Annotated in this window: 15 protein-coding genes and 2 pseudogenes; 9 read left to right on the top strand and 8 right to left on the bottom strand. The window is 66.2% G+C overall.

The window, feature by feature from the left end:
• From JO236_RS06555 to JO236_RS06545, 3 genes are all read right to left on the bottom strand, one after another.
• Positions 1–901, bottom strand: a 901-nt coding sequence (locus JO236_RS06555; RefSeq protein WP_416362171.1) for a M24 family metallopeptidase, incomplete at its 3' end; no start/stop codon positions are given.
• 225 nt (positions 902–1126) lie between these two features.
• Entirely contained in the window at positions 1127–2356 is a 1230-nt protein-coding gene (locus JO236_RS06550) for a cytochrome P450 (RefSeq protein ID WP_293326375.1), read from the bottom strand.
• A gap of 40 nt (positions 2357–2396) precedes the next feature.
• The gene (locus JO236_RS06545) at positions 2397–3059 is read right to left on the bottom strand and encodes a TetR/AcrR family transcriptional regulator (protein ID WP_293326372.1); all 663 of its coding nucleotides are present in this window, start codon (positions 3057–3059) and stop codon (positions 2397–2399) included.
• 177 nt (positions 3060–3236) lie between these two features.
• On the opposite strand from JO236_RS06545, the gene JO236_RS06540 reads away from it, so the two are divergent.
• Positions 3237–4316 (top strand): hypothetical protein, encoded by a 1080-nt coding sequence (locus tag JO236_RS06540; RefSeq protein WP_293326369.1) that lies wholly within the window; start codon positions 3237–3239, stop codon positions 4314–4316.
• A gap of 18 nt (positions 4317–4334) precedes the next feature.
• Here the strand turns inward: JO236_RS06540 and JO236_RS06535 are convergent, their stop codons facing one another.
• Both JO236_RS06535 and JO236_RS06530 read right to left on the bottom strand, forming a co-directional pair.
• Positions 4335–5483 carry a serine hydrolase domain-containing protein gene (locus JO236_RS06535; protein WP_293326366.1) on the bottom strand — a complete coding sequence of 383 codons (1149 nt, stop codon included), beginning with the start codon at positions 5481–5483 and terminating at the stop codon, positions 4335–4337.
• Positions 5484–5591: 108 nt separating this feature from the next.
• Positions 5592–6209, bottom strand: coding sequence for a hypothetical protein (locus tag JO236_RS06530; protein ID WP_293326364.1), 618 nt, complete (start codon positions 6207–6209; stop codon positions 5592–5594).
• A gap of 152 nt (positions 6210–6361) precedes the next feature.
• Here JO236_RS06530 and JO236_RS06525 point away from each other — a divergent pair, with 152 nt between their 5' ends.
• From JO236_RS06525 to JO236_RS06505, 5 genes and pseudogenes are all read left to right on the top strand, one after another.
• Positions 6362–7237 carry an SDR family NAD(P)-dependent oxidoreductase gene (locus JO236_RS06525; RefSeq protein ID WP_293326361.1) on the top strand — a complete coding sequence of 292 codons (876 nt, stop codon included), beginning with the start codon at positions 6362–6364 and terminating at the stop codon, positions 7235–7237.
• Between the two features lie 193 nt (positions 7238–7430).
• Positions 7431–8711: an FAD-dependent oxidoreductase gene (locus tag JO236_RS06520; protein ID WP_293326358.1), complete on the top strand. Its 1281-nt coding sequence runs from the start codon at positions 7431–7433 to the stop codon at positions 8709–8711.
• Between the two features lie 23 nt (positions 8712–8734).
• Positions 8735–9313: a DUF4389 domain-containing protein gene (locus tag JO236_RS06515; protein WP_293326384.1), complete on the top strand. Its 579-nt coding sequence runs from the start codon at positions 8735–8737 to the stop codon at positions 9311–9313.
• The gene (locus JO236_RS06510) at positions 9294–9923 is read left to right on the top strand and encodes a class I SAM-dependent methyltransferase (RefSeq protein ID WP_293326355.1); all 630 of its coding nucleotides are present in this window, start codon (positions 9294–9296) and stop codon (positions 9921–9923) included. The genes JO236_RS06515 and JO236_RS06510 overlap by 20 nt, the downstream gene beginning before the upstream one ends.
• A gap of 28 nt (positions 9924–9951) precedes the next feature.
• Positions 9952–10471: pseudogene (locus JO236_RS06505) on the top strand (PPE family protein); the annotation flags it as partial.
• 356 nt (positions 10472–10827) lie between these two features.
• On the opposite strand, the gene JO236_RS06500 reads toward JO236_RS06505, so the two are convergent.
• Positions 10828–13335, bottom strand: a complete 2508-nt coding sequence (locus JO236_RS06500) for an ABC transporter permease (protein WP_293326352.1) — start codon at positions 13333–13335, stop codon at positions 10828–10830.
• Entirely contained in the window at positions 13332–14063 is a 732-nt protein-coding gene (locus JO236_RS06495; protein WP_416362170.1) for an ABC transporter ATP-binding protein, read from the bottom strand. Before JO236_RS06495 ends, JO236_RS06500 begins: the two co-directional genes overlap by 4 nt.
• Positions 14064–14330: 267 nt before the next feature.
• Here JO236_RS06495 and JO236_RS06490 point away from each other — a divergent pair, with 267 nt between their 5' ends.
• Positions 14331–15737, top strand: coding sequence for a WS/DGAT/MGAT family O-acyltransferase (locus JO236_RS06490; protein WP_293326350.1), 1407 nt, complete (start codon positions 14331–14333; stop codon positions 15735–15737).
• Positions 15738–16057: 320 nt separating this feature from the next.
• Positions 16058–16872, top strand: a pseudogene (locus tag JO236_RS06485) (LLM class F420-dependent oxidoreductase).
• A gap of 171 nt (positions 16873–17043) precedes the next feature.
• Here JO236_RS06485 and JO236_RS06480 read toward each other — a convergent pair.
• Complete coding sequence (locus JO236_RS06480) at positions 17044–17682, bottom strand: TetR/AcrR family transcriptional regulator (protein ID WP_416362169.1); 639 nt, start codon at positions 17680–17682, stop codon at positions 17044–17046.
• Positions 17683–17887: 205 nt separating this feature from the next.
• Between JO236_RS06480 and JO236_RS06475 the strand changes: the two genes are divergently transcribed.
• On the top strand, positions 17888–18893 hold a 1006-nt coding region (locus tag JO236_RS06475), incomplete at its 3' end, for an NAD-dependent epimerase/dehydratase family protein (RefSeq protein WP_293326344.1).

Below are 18893 nucleotides of genomic sequence, written 5' to 3'. Positions count from 1 at the left end.
CGGCGATCGCCGCCCGAGCGAGGTCCCCGGACGTGGCACCCGCCTTGGTCACCGCAAGCACGGCCTGCAGGATGGCACGCCACCGGCGGAACTGGTCCTGTTGGCGGGGCGACGGTTCCGCCCCGACCAGCCACGTCCGGCCGAAGTCCGAACAGTATCCCGCGTAGGTGATGCTGATGTCGGTCCACAGCACATCGCCGGCGGCCAACGCGCGATCGGTGGGCAGCAGCGGCAACGCCAGATCGCCGTGCGTCGTCCACACCCCGTCCTGCCGAGAACGCGGCATCACTTGCCAGATGGCCTCCAGCATGTTGGTGGTGGCGCCCAACTCGAAGGCGCGACGCACCAGCACAGCCGAAAGATCGATCTGCCGCACGTCCGGTGCCAACGCCTGCTGTACCCCCACGATGGCGTGCTCGGTGATGCGGCAGGCCCGGCGAAGACACGACAGTTCGTCGCGGGTCTTGACCAATTGCGCGGCGCCGACCACGAGCGCGGCATCCGACACGGGGCGGGATCCGAACAGTGCGGCCGAGCGCCGCATCGCGCCGGTCAACTCGTCGACGGCAACGCGTCCGTCCGGCGGAATCAACTGCGCCACAATACGAGCGAATTGCTCAACGCCACGGTCGAATTCGAGATACACGGGGCCGTGCAGGTGATCATCGGGTATCGGTAGTTCGGCGGCAGCTCCGCTGCGAAACGGCATGAACAGATGCGGGTGTTCGTCGTCGGCCAGTAGTACCGCAACCGGTCGCTCCACGTGGGACAGGCCCGCGTCCAACAGCGGCCAGCTGGCACCCGTTGCGTAGCCGACGTTTCCGTTCATCAAGAGGATCAGCGCGTCGACGTGGTGTTCGGCCATCGCGGACCGAAGGCGGGCGCCGACCTCGGAACGCATCCGCGCCCAGTCCGGCTCGTCGGGGATGTCGATCGGCGTGCCTCGGCTGGCAGGCGAGTTGGTCACGCTCGACATCGTTGTCTCCCTGGCATTTTGGGTTGTTATCCGGAGAGCACGCCACGCTGTTCGAGCTCGGCGAGGTGCTTGGTGGGTGGACCCCCAGTGGCCGTCATGGGTTTACGGTAGACGCCCAACACGCTCGGCACCGACCGGCCCCGCCGGGCTTCACCATGTGACGGGTAGCTCGTAAATGCCGTAGGCAAGTGCATCGTGTTTGTACGGCAGCTTTTCCACCGGAACCGCAAGTTGCAGCGACGGAACACGGCGCAGCAGCGTGGGCAAGACGATCTGCAATTCCATTCGGGCCAGCTGCTGGCCCACACACTGGTGTCGCCCGTAGCCGAACCCGACGTGTGCGGTCCCGTCGCGAAGGAGGTCCAAGCGATCCGGTTCGCTGAATTGGCGGGCATCCCAGTTTGCCGGTGCGATGTCGAGGATGATGCCCTCCCCGGCGCGGATCGTCTGGCCACAGACCTCGATGTCTTCGATGGCGATACGGCGCTGTCCGGTCTGGATGATGCTCAGGTAACGCATCAGCTCTTCGACAGCGAGTGCGATAGCCTTCGGATCCTCGGTGTCGCGCATCAGTGCCAACTGGTCGGGATGTGCGAGCAGGGCCGCGATGCTCAGGCTGATCATGTTCGCCGTGGTCTCATGACCGGCGATCAGCACCCCGGTGGCCAACTGTGCGGCCTCGCGGACGCTGAGCTCCTCGGCGTTGACCCGCTCGGCGAGGTCGGACACCAAATCCTCTGCGGGACAGCCCATCTTGGCCCGCACCAATTTGGCCAGGTACTTCGCCAGCGATGCCGCGCCCTGTGCGGTGTCCTCCTCGGTGGCGTAGCGTCCCATGCCCCGTTGGGCCTGCGCCTGAAAGAATTCCGCGTCCTCGTAGGGCACGCCAAGTAGTTGACTGATGACCAGGGAGGGGACCGGCAACGCCAACCCGCTGACGAGGTCGCCGGGTTTGGGGCCGGCAAGCAGGGCGTCGATGTGATCGTCGGTGATGTGCTGCACCGCGGGGCGGAGCGCTTCCACCCGTCTGAACGTGAAGGGCTTGGACAGCATCCGGCGAAAACGGGTGTGCTCCTCGGCATCTGAGGTGAAGACCGACCGCGGCCGGGAATGCACCGTTGCCAACATCCCCTCGTTCCAGTGCGGATAACCCGGTAGCCGGTCGTCGACGCTGGCACGAGAGTCGGTGAACAGTGTGCGTATCGCTTCGTACCCGTGGATCAGCCAGGGCGTGCTGCCATCCCAGATCCTGACCCTACTGAGCTGCCGAGTCGCGTTGAGCTTCAAGGACTTCGGCGGTGGAGCAAATGGGCAGCCCGGATCCCGCGGCATCGGAAACTCGGGGATGTCGGTGGCGGCATCGGTCGTGGTATCGGTCATCAGACTCCTTGGGTCCTGGCTGTCCGGTTTAGGCGCCTGGCTAGCCGCCGGCGAGGCCGACGTGGACCGGCGCGCGCCATAACCCCACGATCGCGTCGATGAGCCCTTCGCCCGCCACCGGCCAACTGGAACGTGCCTGGGGCCCGTGCTCGGCCAACGCGCCTTCGTGTTCGGCGCAGGTGTGCATCAGCAGGTTGCGGGCCATGACGATGCGCTCGGAGCGCACCCGCTGGGGTAGGTCGGGCAGGCAGCGGGTGATGCCTTCGATTGTCTGGACCAGCCTCGGGGAGGTGAGGGCGTCCTTGGTGACGATGTGCCGATACACCGGGTCCGCCATCGCCTGGGCGGCAAAGCGCGCGTAGCAACCGGGGACACCGAGTGCGGCCAGGTGGTCGGTAAGGGGACGCACCAGCGCGCCCACCCAGTCGCGCAGGTCGGTCGAATCGCCGATGTCGGCCAGCATCTGCGCGCGCAGTTGCTCGATCGGGCCCCGGTGTTTGCTTTCGATCGCCCGCAGCAGGTCGGTGCGGGTGCCGAAGTGGTAACACGCCGCGGCGTTGTTGCCCTGCCCGGCCGCATCGCTGATCTGCCGGTTGGACACCGCATACATGCCGCGCTCGGCGAACAACCGCTCGGCGGCCGACAAAATCGTTTCTCGCGTGCCGGTGGACCTGTCGGAGCGCGATGCTCGTGCGGCGGTCACCGGTTCAGTGAACGCCGCCTCCTGGGTTAAATCAAGTAGTTTATTTAATGCTGCGCTGCCACGTCCGTGTCGGGTTCAGCCCGTGGCACGACGTTGCAGCAGCACCGGCGGGCACGGCATAGTGAAGAATCGCCGGACCTCGAGCGAGACGCACGTTTCGCCGCTATCCGTGGCCACGTGGGCGGGGCCAATGCTGGAGGAGAACCGATAGACGTCGCCGAAGAACCGCCACAGGATGAGCTGCCCTCGGCGTCGACGTCCAGTTGGCCGCCCGGCGCTGAACCCTACTATCGCCCCTCCTTGATCGCCGCCATCTCGGCGAGTGTCGGCGTCGCGGTCGGCAGCGCCGGTCCGTGGGTGACTTCGCCGCTCGTAACCATCAACGGCCTGGATGGCGGGAAGTGGGCCGCCGCCGCATTGGCTCTCGGGGCGGTTTCCTGCGTTGCGCTGCTCGTCGAACTGTGCTGGCCGCGCCTCCCATTCAATCCGCGCTGGGCCGCGCCGCTGGCCTGGGCGGTAGCCGTGGCCGGCGTGGCTTGCCTCAGCTACGCGATCCGGACCCTGATCACGATCATGAGTATCCCCAGGGCGAATCTGCTCGGCATTTCGGCTGACCCAGCGCCCGGATGGGGAATCTGGTTGCTCGTCGTGTCCTCTGCGGTGCTGCTGGGCACCGCCGCGGTCGTGGCCAACCAACTCAGCAAATACGCCGAAGCGCTGCCCGGACCGCAGGTGCCACCCCAAGTGCGGTGGGCGAAAGCTCTGCGGCAAGCGGCCATGGCGTCCCCGCTCATCGTCGCAATCGCGGTAATTGCCTACTTCGGCGTCCTCTGGGACAACAACTCCGATCGCACGTCGTTCACCCCAAGCCCACCCAAGGAGTCCTGGGCGCCCCCTTCGCCCACGGCTTCGGACCGTTGGAGCACCGAGCACCTCGTCGAGTGGGAAACGCGACTGAACAAATCGATGACCCGGCTGATAGCCGCCATGACGGGGTTATCGACCTCAGTCACCGCATTCGACTACAAAGGCACGGCCGCCAAATGCACCGAGATCTCCAAAGTCAACAGCGATCTGACCGACCTATTGCCCGGCCCGGACGCCAAAGTGACGGCGAAGCTGAAGGACCTGTCGGGTCAGATCGACGCGGCCGTGAAAGCGTGCCAAGCGATCGGGCCGAACAGCTTCGCAGACGACTATCGCCGTTTCGCCGACGAACTCAACAAGCTCGGCCCGTACCTGAGCACCTTTCGGTAGCTCCGACGGGTATCAGCTTCACCTGGCCGGGAGCGCGTCGAAGATCAGCGCCCCGTAGGTCGCCATCCGGTCCGAACCAAGGATTCCCGGCCCCATTTTGTTCATGACGTAGGCGATGGTGGTGCGACGGTCGGGACACATCAGCACCATCGACCCACCCCACCCGCCCCAGAAGCAGATTTTCTCGTCGGGCAAATAGGGGAGTGCCTTGTTTTTGGCCAACGCATATCCGACGCCCCATCGCATCGGGGCGGGCAGGACCAGGTCGACCCCGTTGGCCTGTTCCTCGAAGATCAGCTCGACGGTCGCCGGCTTGACGAGCTGCACGCCATTCACCTTGCCGCCCAACGAAATTGCTGATAACACCGTGGCCAACGCCCGCGAGTTCCCGTGCCCGTTGAGCGCGCCCATGTCGGCGTCGCGCCAGGCCGGCGTGTTGGCCGCGTCGGCGTTGGGCGGTGGTCCGCTGAAGGTCTTGCGCATCGGGCTGTCTTCGGGGAGCAGCTCGAGTGGTAATTCGAGCGGCGGCGGCGGGATGATCTCGGCGATGCGGCCGTAATCGGTGCGTCGGGCACCGATTTGAAAATCAGCGCCGAGCGGCCCTGCGATTTCGTCGCGGACGAATTCTTTGAGCGACCGCCCGGTCACGCGCCGCACGACCTCGCCGATGAGGTGGCCCTGATTGTGTGCGTGATACCCCGACGCGGTTCCGGGTTCCCACCAAGGCGCTTGGGCCGCAAGGGCCGCAGTGGACTTCTCCCAGTCGTACATGTCCTCCGTGGCAAAGGGCGAGTCCCAGCCCGAAACGCCCGACGTGTGCGCCAGTACATGACGAAACTCGATGTCCTGCTTGCCGTTTGCGGCGAATTCGGGCCAGTGGGCGGCGACCGGCGCGGTCAACTCGACCAATCCGCGGTCGACGAGCAGCAAACCGGCCAGACTCGTGACGGTCTTGGTGGACGACCAGACGTTGACGATGGTGTCCTGGGTCCACGCGTGAGCCCGCGCCTGATCGGCGAAGCCGCCCCACATATCGACGACGGGTTCACCGTCGATGTCGATGGTGATGCAGGCGCCTACCTCCTCGCCGGAGGCGATGTTGTCGGCCAGGGCGGAGCGGACCTGGGCGAACCTCTGGTCGCAGTGTCCGTGAATTCCGTCGTCCATCGGCGCTACTCCGGTTTCTCGGTTGTCGTGGGTACGGCTCAGCCGGGCAGGACCAGCACCGCCGTGCGGGCCTTGCCGGTCGAGGGCACACCGTCAGCGCGAGCCGGCTCAGCCACCGAGGCCCTTCTTGACGGCCGCGTCTTGCTTCTGGCCGACGTCGTTGACGAAGTCGGGCGGCGGCGCCAAGTCGGGCGGTCCGGCGAATTCCAGCGTCACGACCGCCCTACCCTCGGTGAACACCAGAATCGCCTCACCGTGGGCGCCGTCGACGGTATTGCCGAAGGCGGTCGTGCCGCCGGCGCCGACGTTGGTCTGGTCGATCTTGGGATCCTTCAGTGTTTTGCCGAAGCCCGCCTTCGCCGCGTTGAGCGCGTCGGTCGCGGCGCCGGGATCGGCCAGGACCTGGATGGTGTCGTGAATGACACGGGAGCCGTCCTGGACGCTGAACGTCGTCGCGACCCCGGGTTGCCCGTTGGGATTCTGGGTTGGCGGGCTGGAATTGAAGGGCTCGGGCGACTCGATGTCCGACCCCTTGATCAGCAGCCCGGTGTAGTCGGTCGGCTGGCCGGGGGCCGACGAGGTCGGTGCTGCCGAACTCGCCGTGGATGTCGCCGAGGTGGCCTGGCCCGAGGTTGTCGTCGATGGCGTCGTTTTGTTGCTGCAGCCGGGTACCGTTGCCGTCGTCGCCGCCAGCGCGGCGGCGATCAGTGCCTGCGAAAGCCTCATCGCGTCCTGCTCCTCTCGAGCTTCCGTTGATCCCGAACCGCACAGTACATTGCCCGCCGTTCTGGGCTCGGCAGTTCTCTTTTCCGCGGCGGCTCGGTACTGTTCGTCGCTGTTCGCCCGGACGACGTGACCGGCAGGCGGGAGGAGAGCCGATGAGCAGCCACACCCTGCTCGCCGAGCGTGCGGTGGTGGTGACCGGCGGCAGCCGTGGCATCGGACGCGCGGTTGCCGAACTTCTGTGCAACCTCGGGGCCGCCGTCGTGGTCAACGGCCGTGACTCCGATGCGGCACAGGAGACGGCGGCGGCCATCACCGGGCGCGGCGGCCGGGCGGTCGCGCTACCTGGAGCCGCGGACGACGAGGGTGTCGCCGCGTCACTCGTCGAGGAATGCCGGACCACGTTCGGCCGGCTGGATGCGCTGATCAACTGCGCGGGCGTTCCCGAGCCGCCCCGCTCGTCGATTCTCGACATTTCACCGGCGGAATTCGACCGCCTGATGAGCGCCCACATCGGCACGGCATTTCACACCTGCCGGGTCGCCGCGCCCGTCATGGCCGCCCAGGGCCACGGGTCGATCATCAACACCGGCTCGGTGGCGTTCCTCGGCGATTACGGGGGCACGGGCTATCCGGCTGGCAAAGGCGCCGTCAACGGGTTGACCATGGCCATGGCCGCCGAACTAAAGCCCCTTGGCGTGCGCGCCAACGTGGTGTGCCCCGGCGCGAAGACGCGCTTGTCCACCGGAGCCGAGTACGAGGCGCACATCGAGGACCTGCATCGGCGCGGAGTGCTGGACGAAATGACCATGCGAGCCTCGCTGGACGCCCCGCCCGTCGAGTTCGCCGCCCCGATCTATGCATATCTCGCCAGCGATCTGGCGTGTGATGTGACGGGTGAAATCTTTGTTGCCGCAGGTGGATTCGTCGGCCGCTTCGGCCGGCCAACCCCAAAGGTGCTGGGTTATCGCGATCACCAGGACGCCGATCCGTGGTCGGTCGAGGACCTGCACGCGATGATCAGCCGCTAAGGCCTCTTCGGCGAGCAGACGCGAAAGCACCCAAATCCTCGGCGTGTCGCGTGCTTTTGCGTCTGCTCGGCATGGAACGGCGCGGCATGGAACGGTCCGAGCGCGGGCTTGGATTTCGGTGAACTAACTGGCGCCGACCTACGTATCCAGAAGAGTGACACCGTTCGAGGGTTCCGGAAGCTGACTTCCTGACATGTACGACTACCGAGATTCGGAGTATCGAGCGCCGTCGCGGCCGCTTCGGGTCCTCGTCGTCGGCGGCGGGGTGAGCGGCATTTCGGTTGCTCGCGGATTGCTTCGGGACGGACACGACGTCACCGTCTTCGAGCGGCGGGCGGACATGCGGGCGGGCGGGGGCGCCGTCACCATCTGGTCCAACGGCTCGACGGTACTGGATCAATTGGGCGTCGACATGACCGGCGCCGGTCAGCCGCTGTCCACGGTCCGGGTGCTGACGTCCACCGGCCGCGCGTTGGCCAGCTTGGACGTGGCCACCATGGCGAAAAGGCTTGGCGCGCCGGTTCGCATGGTGCCGCGGCGCGTTCTTCTGCAGCGATTATTGGCGGGCTTTCCCACCGATCGCATCCGGTGCGATTGCCGTGCGGGCGGGGTCGTTAGTACGGCCGACGGAGTGCGGGTCGAATTCGAAGACGGCAGCGCAGTCCGCGGAGACCTGTTGATCGGCGCCGACGGCCTGCATTCGACGGTTCGGGACGCCTTCAGCCGCCAGGCCAGGCAGGCCAGGCAGCCCGGACAGGACGTCGAGCCGACCGGTTGGTGCAGCTGGCAGGGCCTGGCCACGCTTCCGGGCATTGTTGACGACGAGCGCGTCGCGCAGGTCATCATCGGTGACCGCGGCAACCTCGGCCTCTGGCCCGCCGGTGGCGGCGACCTGCAGTGGTGGTTCGACCTACCGTGGTGTCGCGACTTTGTCAGGCCGCAGCGTCCCATCGAGGTGATCCGGACCAACTTCACCGGATGGTCCGACTCGGTCGATCGGGTGCTCGCCGCGCTGACCGACGACGATCTGGCCGGTTCGCCCTACCCGCATTTCCGGCACCGCAGCGTCCGGCCGGGCCACGGCCCGATGACATTGCTCGGCGATGCCGCACACACGATGCCGCCGACCCTGGCGCAGGGCACCAATCAGGCCCTACTCGACACGATGGTGTTGCGCAAGGCGCTCGTAAATCTGGGCTCAGGCGGCGGCGGCCTCCCGGCCGCGCTGCGCTGGTACGAAAAGACCAGGCGGCGCCAGGTGATGGCGGTGTCGCGGGTGGCGTCCCTACAGGTTTCCCACGGCGAAGCCGCGCTGCGACCGGCCACGCTGATCCCGGACCGAGTGCACACCTGGGCGCTGACCCAGTTCTTGCGCCGGACAAGTCATCGCCGGATGGCCGCACAGATCAGCCACGACGTCGCGATGGCGGCGAAAACGACGACAAGATCGTGTTTTTCGGGGCAGGGGCCATGAGCGACGCCTACGACCCGGTAAGGGTGCGGTGCCGGTGGGATGCTCCACGCCGCTGGCTCTGGCTGGTCAAGTGGTGCATCCTGGCGGTGCCGCACTATCCGCTGTTGATAGCTCTGTACCTCGTGTATCCGGTGCTGACCATCGTTGCCGGCGTGGCCATCCTGTTCACCGGGCGGTACCCGCGGCCGATCTTTGACTTCAACGTCGGTGTGCTGCGCTGGTCGTGGCGCGTCATGAATTTCCGATTTCCCATGAACAGCACGGACAAATACCCGCCCTTCACGCTGGCCTCGCGGCCCGACTACCCCGGCGATCTGCAGGTGGACTACCCGGAGCGGCTGACGAATTGGGCCGTGCTGGTGAAGTGGTGGCTCTTGGCGCTGCCGCAGATACTGCTGTGTTGGGCAATGGAACCGCTGCTGCAGGCGCTCTGCGTGATCGCCGCGGTGACGTTGTTGTGCACCGGGAGGACCCCGCAGGGCATGTTCGATCTGCTCCTCGGCATCGTCCGGTGGCGCTACCGGGTTGCGGTGTACGTCTCGCTGATGCGTGATGACTACCCCCCATTCCGATTGGATCTGGATGCAGAGAGCGCGCGGTAATCCGTTGTTCCCCTACGTGTATCGATTCGGTCAGCCGATCTTCGATCGGCTCTTCTACAACCGCTATCGTCGCGCGGCGATCGCGCATGCCACCGGCCGGCTGCTGATGCTCGGGCTCGGACCGGGGACGGATCTGAAGTTCGTGCCGCCGGCGGTGACCTCGATCGCCGCCGTGGAGCCGGCGGCGACATTCCGGCGCATGGCGTCTCGGCTAGCCAGTCGGCACAACATCGCCGCCGACATCGTAGAGGGAATCGGCGAGTCAATCCCGTTCCCGGACAACAGCTTCGACTCGGTCCACCTTGGGTTGGTGTTGTGCTCGGTCGACGACGTTGCCGCGACGCTGAGCGAGATCCGACGAGTGCTGGCGCCCGGGGGCACGCTGGTTGTGCTCGAGCACGTCCGGGGTGAGGGCGCGACGGGTCGTTTTCAGGATCTGATCGCCAAGCCGTGGTCGTGTATGGCGGCCGGTTGTGAGCCGAACCGCCGAACCGTCGACTCCATTGCCGCGGCCGGATTCGACACCTCCATGCTGCTCCGCATTCGAACCCCGGTGCCATTCCCGTGCAAACCACATTTGCAGGGATTCGCCAAAGTAGTCGGTGAGTAGTGGAAACGAGTCAAAAGGGAGTACGCAAATGAATTTCACGGTATTGCCGCCCGAGGTCAATTCGACGCTAATGTTTTCCGGTGCGGGTTCGGCTCCGATGCTGGCCGCGGCCACTGCCTGGAACAGGTTGGCCGACGAGTTGGCCTCGGCGGCATCGTCCTTTTCGTCGGTGACGTCCGGTTTGGCGGGGCAGGCATGGCAGGGGCCGGCGGCGGCGGCGATGACGGCCGCGGCGGCACCGTACGCGCAGTGGTTGGGCACGGCGGCGTCCCGGGCGACGGGGGCGGCGGGACAGGCGCAGGTGGTGGCCGACGCGTTCGAGGCCGCGCTCAGCGCGACGATCCACCCGCAGCTGGTGATGGCCAACCGAAACGGGCTGGTGCAGCTCGTGATGTCCAATCTCTTTGGGCAGAACGCGCCCGCGATCGCGGCCGTCGAGGCGGAGTACGAGCAGATGTGGGCGCAGGATGTAGCCGCGATGGCCGGCTATCATTCCGGGGCGTCGGCGGCCGCCACCCAACTGGCACCGTGGCAACAGTCCTTGCGCAATCTGGCCGGCGAACTGGCCGGGGCGTTGGGTCTGAGCCCGGTCACCAACCCGGTCGCCGGCGACCCGGGCCTGATGAGTCAAACCACCAATTTGGGTTTCCTCTCCACCACATCTTTGGCTAACCCGGATGCCGATAATTTCGTGGCGACCACCATCTCGACTCCGCTTTTCACCGGGACCGTGACGTCTGGGGCCGAACCCACATTGGGTTTGGGGTCGCCGGGTCAGACAATAATCGGGTTACAGAGTCCGGTGCTGCCGTTCTTGAATAGTTCCATAGCGCTGCCGATTACAGACCCGTTGGCCCCCTTGTTCACCGCACTTCTGCCGCTTGGATTCTGATCCGGGGTCGAGTTATTCGACGCTGATCGCCTCGACGATGTTTAATCGCGCGGCGCGTACCGCGGGTGGCACCGAACCGAGCAGGCTGAGCGCCAGCGCCCCGACGGTGAAGACCAGCGCCGTGGGGCTCGGCCGGAAGACCACCTGAAAATTCATCATGTCGCCGCTGACAAGGCTGAACATCCACTGGTCCGCCAGACCGAACAGCAGCCCCAGGACGCCGCCCACCACGCCGATGCCTGCCGCCTCGGCCAGCACCATCCGCACGGTGAACCGCCGGCTGGACCCCATCGCGCGCAGCACGCCGAGTTCCCTACGACGCTCAAGCACCGAGAGCGTCAACGTGTTGAGAAGTGCGACCGCAGCGACGAACACGACGATGATCCACACGGCGTTGGCGATGAACATGCTCTGATGCATCGGGGCCTCCAGGCCAGCCAATTCCCGACGGCCGTCATAGACATGGTTCGGTTGGGGCACCGCGCGGCGAACCTCTGCCAGCAGCTGCTCGGGATCCACCCCGGGCGCGGCCGCGACCTGCAGCGACGTCGCGGCCGGGCGATCGAACCACGCGCGCATCTGATCGAGACTCATTCCGACCGTCCCGATGACCGTCGAGAAGTACGGGACCAGCGCCAGTACCGGGCTCTCCCGCACGCCGTGCGGGGTTTGCATCCGCAAGCGATCGCCGACCCGGACATGCAGGGCCTTGCCCAGATTCGCGGACAGCGCCACGCCCCGCCCGGCGAGCACGTCGTTTCGCACCTTCTGGTCCAGCGATCGATACAGCGGATCGGCACTACCGGAGGCAAACCCGTCGAGCATCACTCGGGTGCCGCCGATCTCGGCGAAGCCAAAGGCTCCCTCGGTTACGCGGGCCACCCCCGGCACCGCCGCCACTTTTGCGGAAAGTCCTTGCGGCAAAGCGTCAGTGGGGTAGCTGTCGGGCGCATTCGCACTCACCCACACCGGGACATCGGCCACGGGCGCAAAGATACTGCGCGCCGATCGGATCATGTCGGCGTTGGTGCCGGTGATGGTGACGGTCGTGACGACCGCAATGACCACCGTCATCACGGTGGCCCACACGCGGCGCGGTGCCCGCTGGATCGTCGCCGCCGCCAGGGCCCCGACCGAGCCGAACATGCGGGCCGTCACGCCGGTGGCGTTGACCATGGGACTGCTCAGCGCGAAGCCCAAGGCGACCTCGGCGCAGAACACGGCTGACAGCGCGACGAACGTCAATACGCCTTTTTGGCTGGCAACCACCAGGATTGACAGAGCAAGCACCGCGCTGGCGACCAACCCCGTCGCGATACGCAGCCATCGCGGCACTCGGTCCGCCGCCGAGGCGCCGACGGGTGCCAACGCCTCGATCGGTGAGACCCTGTACACCTGCCGCGCCGCCATCGCCGATGCCACGACGCTGGTCGCCGCGGTGGCCACGACGGCAGCCGGTATCGCATAGTCGGGCAGCCAATACTCGACCCGCGCTTCCAGGCCCTGAGTCATGGCCGGAGGCAATCGGCCAATCGCGATGCGGCCCAGAAGGATTCCGAGCGCAGACCCGAGTGTCCCACCGATCACGCTCAGAATCCCGGCCTCGGCGAGCAGGTCGCGCACAATCGTGGCTCGTCTGCCGCCGATCGCACGCAGCATCGAGATGACTGGCCGCCGCTGGGTGATCGCCATGGTCATCGTCGTGTAGATCAGGAAAGCACCGACCATCAGGGCGACGACCGCGCCCGTCAGCGCCATGTAGTTCATCAGTTTGACGCCGTCGCCGGCCCGCGTGGCCCGCATACTCGGGTCGGCGACGATGGCCCGACCGTCCACCGCCGCGGCCACGGCAGCGCGGACCGTGCCAAGATCAGTACCCGGTTTCGTGGTGATCAGTATCGAGTCCAGTTGGCCGTCGCGCCCAGTGACGTTCTGCGCCAGCGCAAGCGGGGCGAGAACGTAGTGTCCGCCGTCGAGGTCCGCGAGTCGCTTGCCCCGCAGCACGTCGGTGACCTCGACCGAGCCCGAGCCCAACCGGAACGTCTGGCCTGTTGTGTACCCGACGCCCGGCCCGACGCGGACGCCGTTGGGCGCCCCGGTCGGCGCTGTCAGCTGTTGTTGTCCAACAGCATCTTTCAACGCACCGCCCAGCGTGTCGATCTTCGCGTCGGCACCCAGCAGCAGAACTGGCCCCAACGGCGTGGAAGTCGACGTCCGGATCATGGGCACCGCGGCGGCGACGCCGGGCACCGCGGCGACGTCAGCCGTTATGGTGTCGGGGAACCCCGCATCGGTGATACCGGACACCTCCAGCGCGGCGATACCCGCGATCCCATTGGCCAGCCGGTTGACCGATCCGGTTATCGATCCGAATATTCCGATGATTGCGACCAGATACATTGCCGCGACGGCCATTACAGTAATCGAGGCAAGCGTGCGGCGCCGATGCACGGCGAGTTCGCGTAGGCCGAACACCCGCACCCGGCTCGCCGCGGCGGCTATCGCTGAGCCGGGTCTCACCTCAGTACCGCCGCCGCGTCCGACCCGACCCGGCCATCCTGCAGGGTGATCACCCGATCGGTGGCCGCCGCGGCCGCGGCGTTGTGGGTCACCATCACTACCAGGCGGCCGTCACCTTCCTCGTGGGCTACCTCGGCGAGCAGCGTCAAGATCGAGGTGCCGGTGCTGGAATCGAGGTTCCCGGTCGGTTCGTCGGCCAGGATCAACGGCGGGTCCATCATTAGCGCGCGCGCCACAGCGACCCGTTGCATCTGGCCGCCGGACAGCTCGGCGGGTCTGTGCTGCGTGCGGTTGCCCAGCCCGACCCGCTCCAGCAGCCGAATCGCGTCGGGTTTGGCCCTGGCCAGCCGCACGCCATCGAGCAGCCTGGGCACCGCGACGTTCTCCCACGCCGACAAGGTCGGCAACAGGTTGAAGAATTGAAAGATGAACCCCACCCGACGGTGGCGGAATGCCGACTGCTGCTCGTCGCTGAATCGGCCGATCTCATCCCCGTCGAACGCGATCGTGCCGGCGTCGGGGGAGTCCAACGCGCCGAGCAGATGCAGCAGTGTGCTCTTGCCCGCCCCCGATGGGCCGACCACCGACACGAACTTTCCGCCGTCGAGCCGCAGGCATATCCCGTCGAGCGCGCGCACGCCGTGCCCACCCACCCGGTACTCGCGGACCACATCGCGGAGCTCAACGGTCAGCCCAGTCACGTGCGTGCGTTTGGTCTCGCCGGTCATGACCCTCCCCGCGGCTCCTGCCCGCTGCGCTCGACGGCGCCTGTATGGGTGACACGAAGCCGCCCCCCGATCGGTTCGACCTCGGTGAGCACGCACGCGAGTCGACCCTGCCTTCACCAGAAAATGTTTGCACCGCGTGGCGACTGGATATCCGTGTACCAGCATTTTTCATGCCGCGGGCGGCACCGGATCGGCGCCGATCGCATCCGGCTCAAGTGACGGGGCGGGCCGGGGGGCAATCTGAACTCACCACTCTGGCGGGCGGCTATGGAAAGACTGAGCGGGCTTGATGCATTCTTCCTTTACCTGGAGACCCCGACGCAGCCGCTGAATGTGTGTTGCGTGGTGGAGCTGAATACTTCGACGATGCCGGGCGGCTACACGTATGGCCACTTCCGGGATGCGCTGGGCAAGCGTGTGCGGGCGATGCCCGAATTTCGGATGAAGCTCGCCGATACCCAGCTGAACCTGGACCACCCGGTGTGGATCGATGACGAGGAATTCCAGCTGCGACGCCACTTGCGTCGGGTGGCCCTGCCCGCCCCTGGCGGGCATCGCGAATTGGCCGAGATCTGCGGGCACATCGCGGGGTTGCCACTGGACCGCGCCCGTCCGCTGTGGGAGATGTGGGTGATCGAGGGCGTTGCCCGCGACGACACCGTGGCGGTAATGCTCAAGGTCCACCACGCCGTGGTCGACGGGGTGGCGGGGGCGAATCTGCTGGTGCAGCTGTGCAGCCCGCGGCCCGATGCGCCGCCTCCGCGGCCGGTCCGCGGCGCGGGCCGGGCCAGCACGCTGCAGATCGCGGTCAGTGGGCTGATGAGTTTCGCGAAGCGGCCCTTGCGGTTGGCGACGGTAGTGCCGGCGACGATGCTCACCGTGGCGCAGACGGTGCTGCGCGCACGCGAAGGCCGGACAATGGCCGCGCCGTTCTCGGCGCCCCCGACTCCGTTCAACGGCCCGTTGACCCGGTATCGCAACGTCGCTTACACCAAGCTCGATATGCGGGACGTCAAGAGGGTCAAGAACCGGTTCGGGGTGACCGTCAATGACGTGGTGGTGGCGTTGTGCGCCGGGGTGCTGCGGCGTTTCCTTCTCGACCGCGGCGAGCTGCCCGACACCCCGCTGGTGGCCACCGTGCCGGTGTCGGTGCGCGAACAGTCGGATCGACCCGGACGCAACCAAACCACCTGGATGTTCTGCCGGGTGGAAAGCCAGATCAGCGACCCCGCCGAGCGAATTCGGGCGACCGCCGCGGGAAACACTCACGCCAAAGACCACACCGCGGCCATGGGACCCACACTGTTGCACGATTGGACCGAGTTCGGGGGCCAGACGATGTTCGGTGCAGCGATGCGAATCCTGCCGCGCATTCCGCTGACCAACAGCCCCGTGTACAACATGATCCTGTCGAACGTGCGCGGCCCGCGGGACGAGTTGTACTTTCTCGGTTGCGGCATCGAGTCGATGTATCCGCTCGGCCCGCTGCTCGGCGGTGCGGGGCTCAACATCACCGTGATGTCACTCAACGGGGAGCTGGGCGTCGGCATCATCTCCTGCCCCGACCTGCTTCCGGACCTGTGGGCCATCGCCGATGGATTCCCCCAAGCGCTCAAAGAACTGCTGGAGTGCAGTGACGACCGGGTGGAAGGCCACGACGCAGCCGACTCGTGAGCCTCGGACCGGCTGCCAGCTGACCTAGGCGCGCAAGCATGCCGATCAGTGCGCCGGCCTCCGTAGGCTCGCGCACATCGCCAGCACATTTCTTAATGGGACCATCGCAGATTCAGATGACGTCGGGGCATTAGTGCAGCGCGGTTGTGCGGTTGCATGTACCAATGGCGTCGGCCGGAATCGCCGGCAGAGGTAGACGCCGGAAGGTAGCAGGCCTATAACACGTTGAATCGGCGTCGCGGTTGCTTGCGCGTCCCCCGTGGTGACTCAATCTTCTGATCCCCCCGATTTACCCACCAGTTCAAGGAGATTCGACCGTCATGCATCGCCCCCCTCGAGTCGGTGTTCGACTGTGGCCCGGCGGCGCTCCGAGTTACCCGGCCTGGCGTCAGGCCGTGCTCGACGCCGAGGCGATGGGCGCTGACGCCATGTTCGGCTACGACGTTTTTACAAGCCGTTCGTCGAGATCCACGGCGGCCGCCCGCGACTGCTTCCCGACCAGCACGACGTCAACAATTTCGAGGGCTGGACGTCATTGGCGGCCTGGGCCGAAGTCACCAGCCGCGCGGAGATCGGCCTGCTGGTGACCGGGATCGGGTACCGCAACCCGGACCTGCTGGCCGACATGGCCCGCACCGTCGACCACATGAGCGGCGGTCGGCTCATCATCGGGCTCGGCACAGGTTGGTACGAAAAGGACTACACGCATACGGATACGCGTATCCGAGTCCGGCGGATCGACTCCGACTGTTCGTGGATGGGTTAGCTCGTATCGAGCATCGGTTGGCTCACCTCGTCCCGCCGCCGGTGCGACATCCCGATCCTCATCAGCGGATCGGATGAACCCAAGACGTTGCCGCTGGTGGCCGGTTTCGCCGATATCTGGCACAGTTTCGAGCCCCTCGACGAATTCCACCGCAAAAACGACCTGCTCAAGCGCTACACCGAAGGCGCTCGCCGCGACGAGTCGGACATCGAACGGGCGGTGGCCTGGAAAGGTCCGGCGGAGGCCGACCTGTATCACAAGGACGGGGTCAACTTGTTCACCGCGCATGTCAAACCCACCGAAAAAGGTTATGGCCTAAGCGTTCTCAGCGAGATGATCACCTGGCGCGACGGGTTGTCGCACGGCTGACGGCGTGTTGAGCAGATGCGCCCGCGGTGTCGGTCTCTTGCGGAGTTCTGAGCGGGCCCTGCTCTACGCCGGCCGACGTGTGCAGCGATCCGGCAGCCGCCATGGACAGGTGTCCAGGTATCCGCCGCGCCCATGTCACGTGCTGGCCAATTCATCTGGACCGCTTGCCTTTCAGGCGACCGATGCCCCCAGAATGAGGTTGACCGCCTCGTCAAGCTGCCCGGCAATCTCCTGATAGGTGAGGAACCGAGCCGTCATCAATGCCCCTGCAAACGTCATCTGCAGTGTGGACTTCACCGCACGCGGCCACCCCGGCCCCAAGGCGGCACCGATCCGCCTGGACACTTCTTCGCCGATCTGTTCGCGCAGCGGTTCAACGGCGGGATCGTCGGCCATCAGGGCGGCGCCGCACGCGGCCGTCAACTCGGGTTCGTCGGCGACCACGACCGCCATGTCGCGCATGGTCGCGCTCACCCGAGTTTTGGTGGTGTCGTTGACATCGGTGTGCAACGGCAGGTCCCGCAGAAAGCGCAGATATACAGCGGCCACCAGTGCGCTTTTCGACGGAAAGTAGGTGTAGGCGCTGGCGGAAGACACCCCGGCGCGGCCGGCGACGGCGCGCATCGTCAAGTTGGCGTAGGACGATTCGCGCAGTTCTTCCAACCCGGCGCTCAGGACTTTGCGGATCGTCTGCTCCGGTCGTCGATCCGACCGGCGGGCACCTCCGACGGCACTGACCCGGCTGACAGGGCTGGCCGCATGTCTAGACACCGGTCCAGTGTAGGAAACCGGTTGCCTCAGTGCCAACATGATTGCAAAAGGCGTCCTGAAATGCCAGTATCGCGGCTAGCAGCATCGTTGCCCGCTGCCGCCGGCCTTTCCCGTGGGCCACTGAACCGCTACTGCCGAGATCAAATATAGACACCTGTCCAGAAACCTGGGACGTTGCGCGGCGCCTACCCAGCCGATTTGGTCTGCCACGCCGACTTTCGGCTCTGTTTGAGGGAGGACTGACATGACCGACGAATGTGTCCTTGTTACTGGGGCTTTCGGTCTGGTCGGCAGCGCGGTGGGAACCGCGCTTGTGGGCCAGGGCCACCGGGTCATCGCGACCGACCTCGATCTGCCCGCCAATCGTAAACGCGCGCAAGCGCTCACCGCGCGGCCCGGTGTAGAGGTACGGTGGGCCGATCTGACATCGCCGGCGGACATTGCGACCCTGATCGAGACCGCCGCGCCGACGGCCATCGTTCATTTGGCGGCCATCATTCCCCCGTTCTGTTATGCGCGGCGCCAACTCGCGCACGCGGTCAACGTCGAGGCCACCGCCGCATTGATACAGGCCGCCTCGACAATGCCAACCCCGCCTCGGTTCGTGCAGGCGTCCAGCATCGCGGTGTACGGGGCGCGAAATCCTCACCGCACCGACACACTGTTGACGGCGTCGACTCCGGTATGTCCCACCGAGCTCTACGGTGCGCACAAGGCGCTGGCCGAACGCCACGTGACAGCCTCGAGTCTGGACTGGGTGATATTGCGGCTCGGCGCCGTGCTCACCGCCGAACCACGCTGGACCATCCACGGTGACCTGATCTTGTTCGAGGCGGTGTTGCCGTCCGACGGGCGCATTCACACCGTCGATGTGCGTGACGCCGCGCAGGCATTCACCGCGGCGACGGTCACCGAACATGTCCGCGAGGTCTTCCTGATCGGCGGGGACCGCACCCATCGAATAACGCAGGCGCGTATCGGAGCGGACTCCGCGGCCGCGATGGGTCTGGTGGGCGCCTTGCCGCCCGGCCGGCCGGGTGATCCCCACGACGACACGACGTGGTACGCGACGGACTGGATGGACACCCAACGTGCGCAGGATGTCCTTGCTTACCAACACCATTCGCTGTCCGCGATGAACGCCGAGCTGCGAGTCAAAGTCGGCTGGCGGCGCTGGTTCCTGCGGTTGCTCGCACCCGCCCTGCGGTACTACCTGAGACGACGTTCGCCATACCGCGGCTTCCCCGGCG

Source organism: Mycobacterium sp., assembly GCF_019247635.1.
Taxonomy (GTDB): domain Bacteria; phylum Actinomycetota; class Actinomycetes; order Mycobacteriales; family Mycobacteriaceae; genus Mycobacterium.
Note: the sequence above shows the minus strand (reverse complement) of the source record. Positions and strands in the feature narration are given on the sequence as shown.

What these genes read in the sequence shown, in the direction of transcription:
- JO236_RS06495 (WP_416362170.1), bottom strand. Translation starts at nt 14,063, where the DNA reads ATGACCGGCGAGACCAAACGCACGCACGTGACTGGGCTGACCGTTGAG.
- JO236_RS06490 (WP_293326350.1), top strand. Translation starts at nt 14,331, where the DNA reads ATGGAAAGACTGAGCGGGCTTGATGCATTCTTCCTTTACCTGGAGACC.
- JO236_RS06510 (WP_293326355.1), top strand. Translation starts at nt 9,294, where the DNA reads ATGCAGAGAGCGCGCGGTAATCCGTTGTTCCCCTACGTGTATCGATTC.
- JO236_RS06550 (WP_293326375.1), bottom strand. Translation starts at nt 2,356, where the DNA reads ATGACCGATACCACGACCGATGCCGCCACCGACATCCCCGAGTTTCCG.
- JO236_RS06480 (WP_416362169.1), bottom strand. Translation starts at nt 17,682, where the DNA reads ATGTTGGCACTGAGGCAACCGGTTTCCTACACTGGACCGGTGTCTAGA.
- JO236_RS06530 (WP_293326364.1), bottom strand. Translation starts at nt 6,209, where the DNA reads ATGAGGCTTTCGCAGGCACTGATCGCCGCCGCGCTGGCGGCGACGACG.
- JO236_RS06520 (WP_293326358.1), top strand. Translation starts at nt 7,431, where the DNA reads ATGTACGACTACCGAGATTCGGAGTATCGAGCGCCGTCGCGGCCGCTT.
- JO236_RS06535 (WP_293326366.1), bottom strand. Translation starts at nt 5,483, where the DNA reads ATGGACGACGGAATTCACGGACACTGCGACCAGAGGTTCGCCCAGGTC.
- JO236_RS06525 (WP_293326361.1), top strand. Translation starts at nt 6,362, where the DNA reads ATGAGCAGCCACACCCTGCTCGCCGAGCGTGCGGTGGTGGTGACCGGC.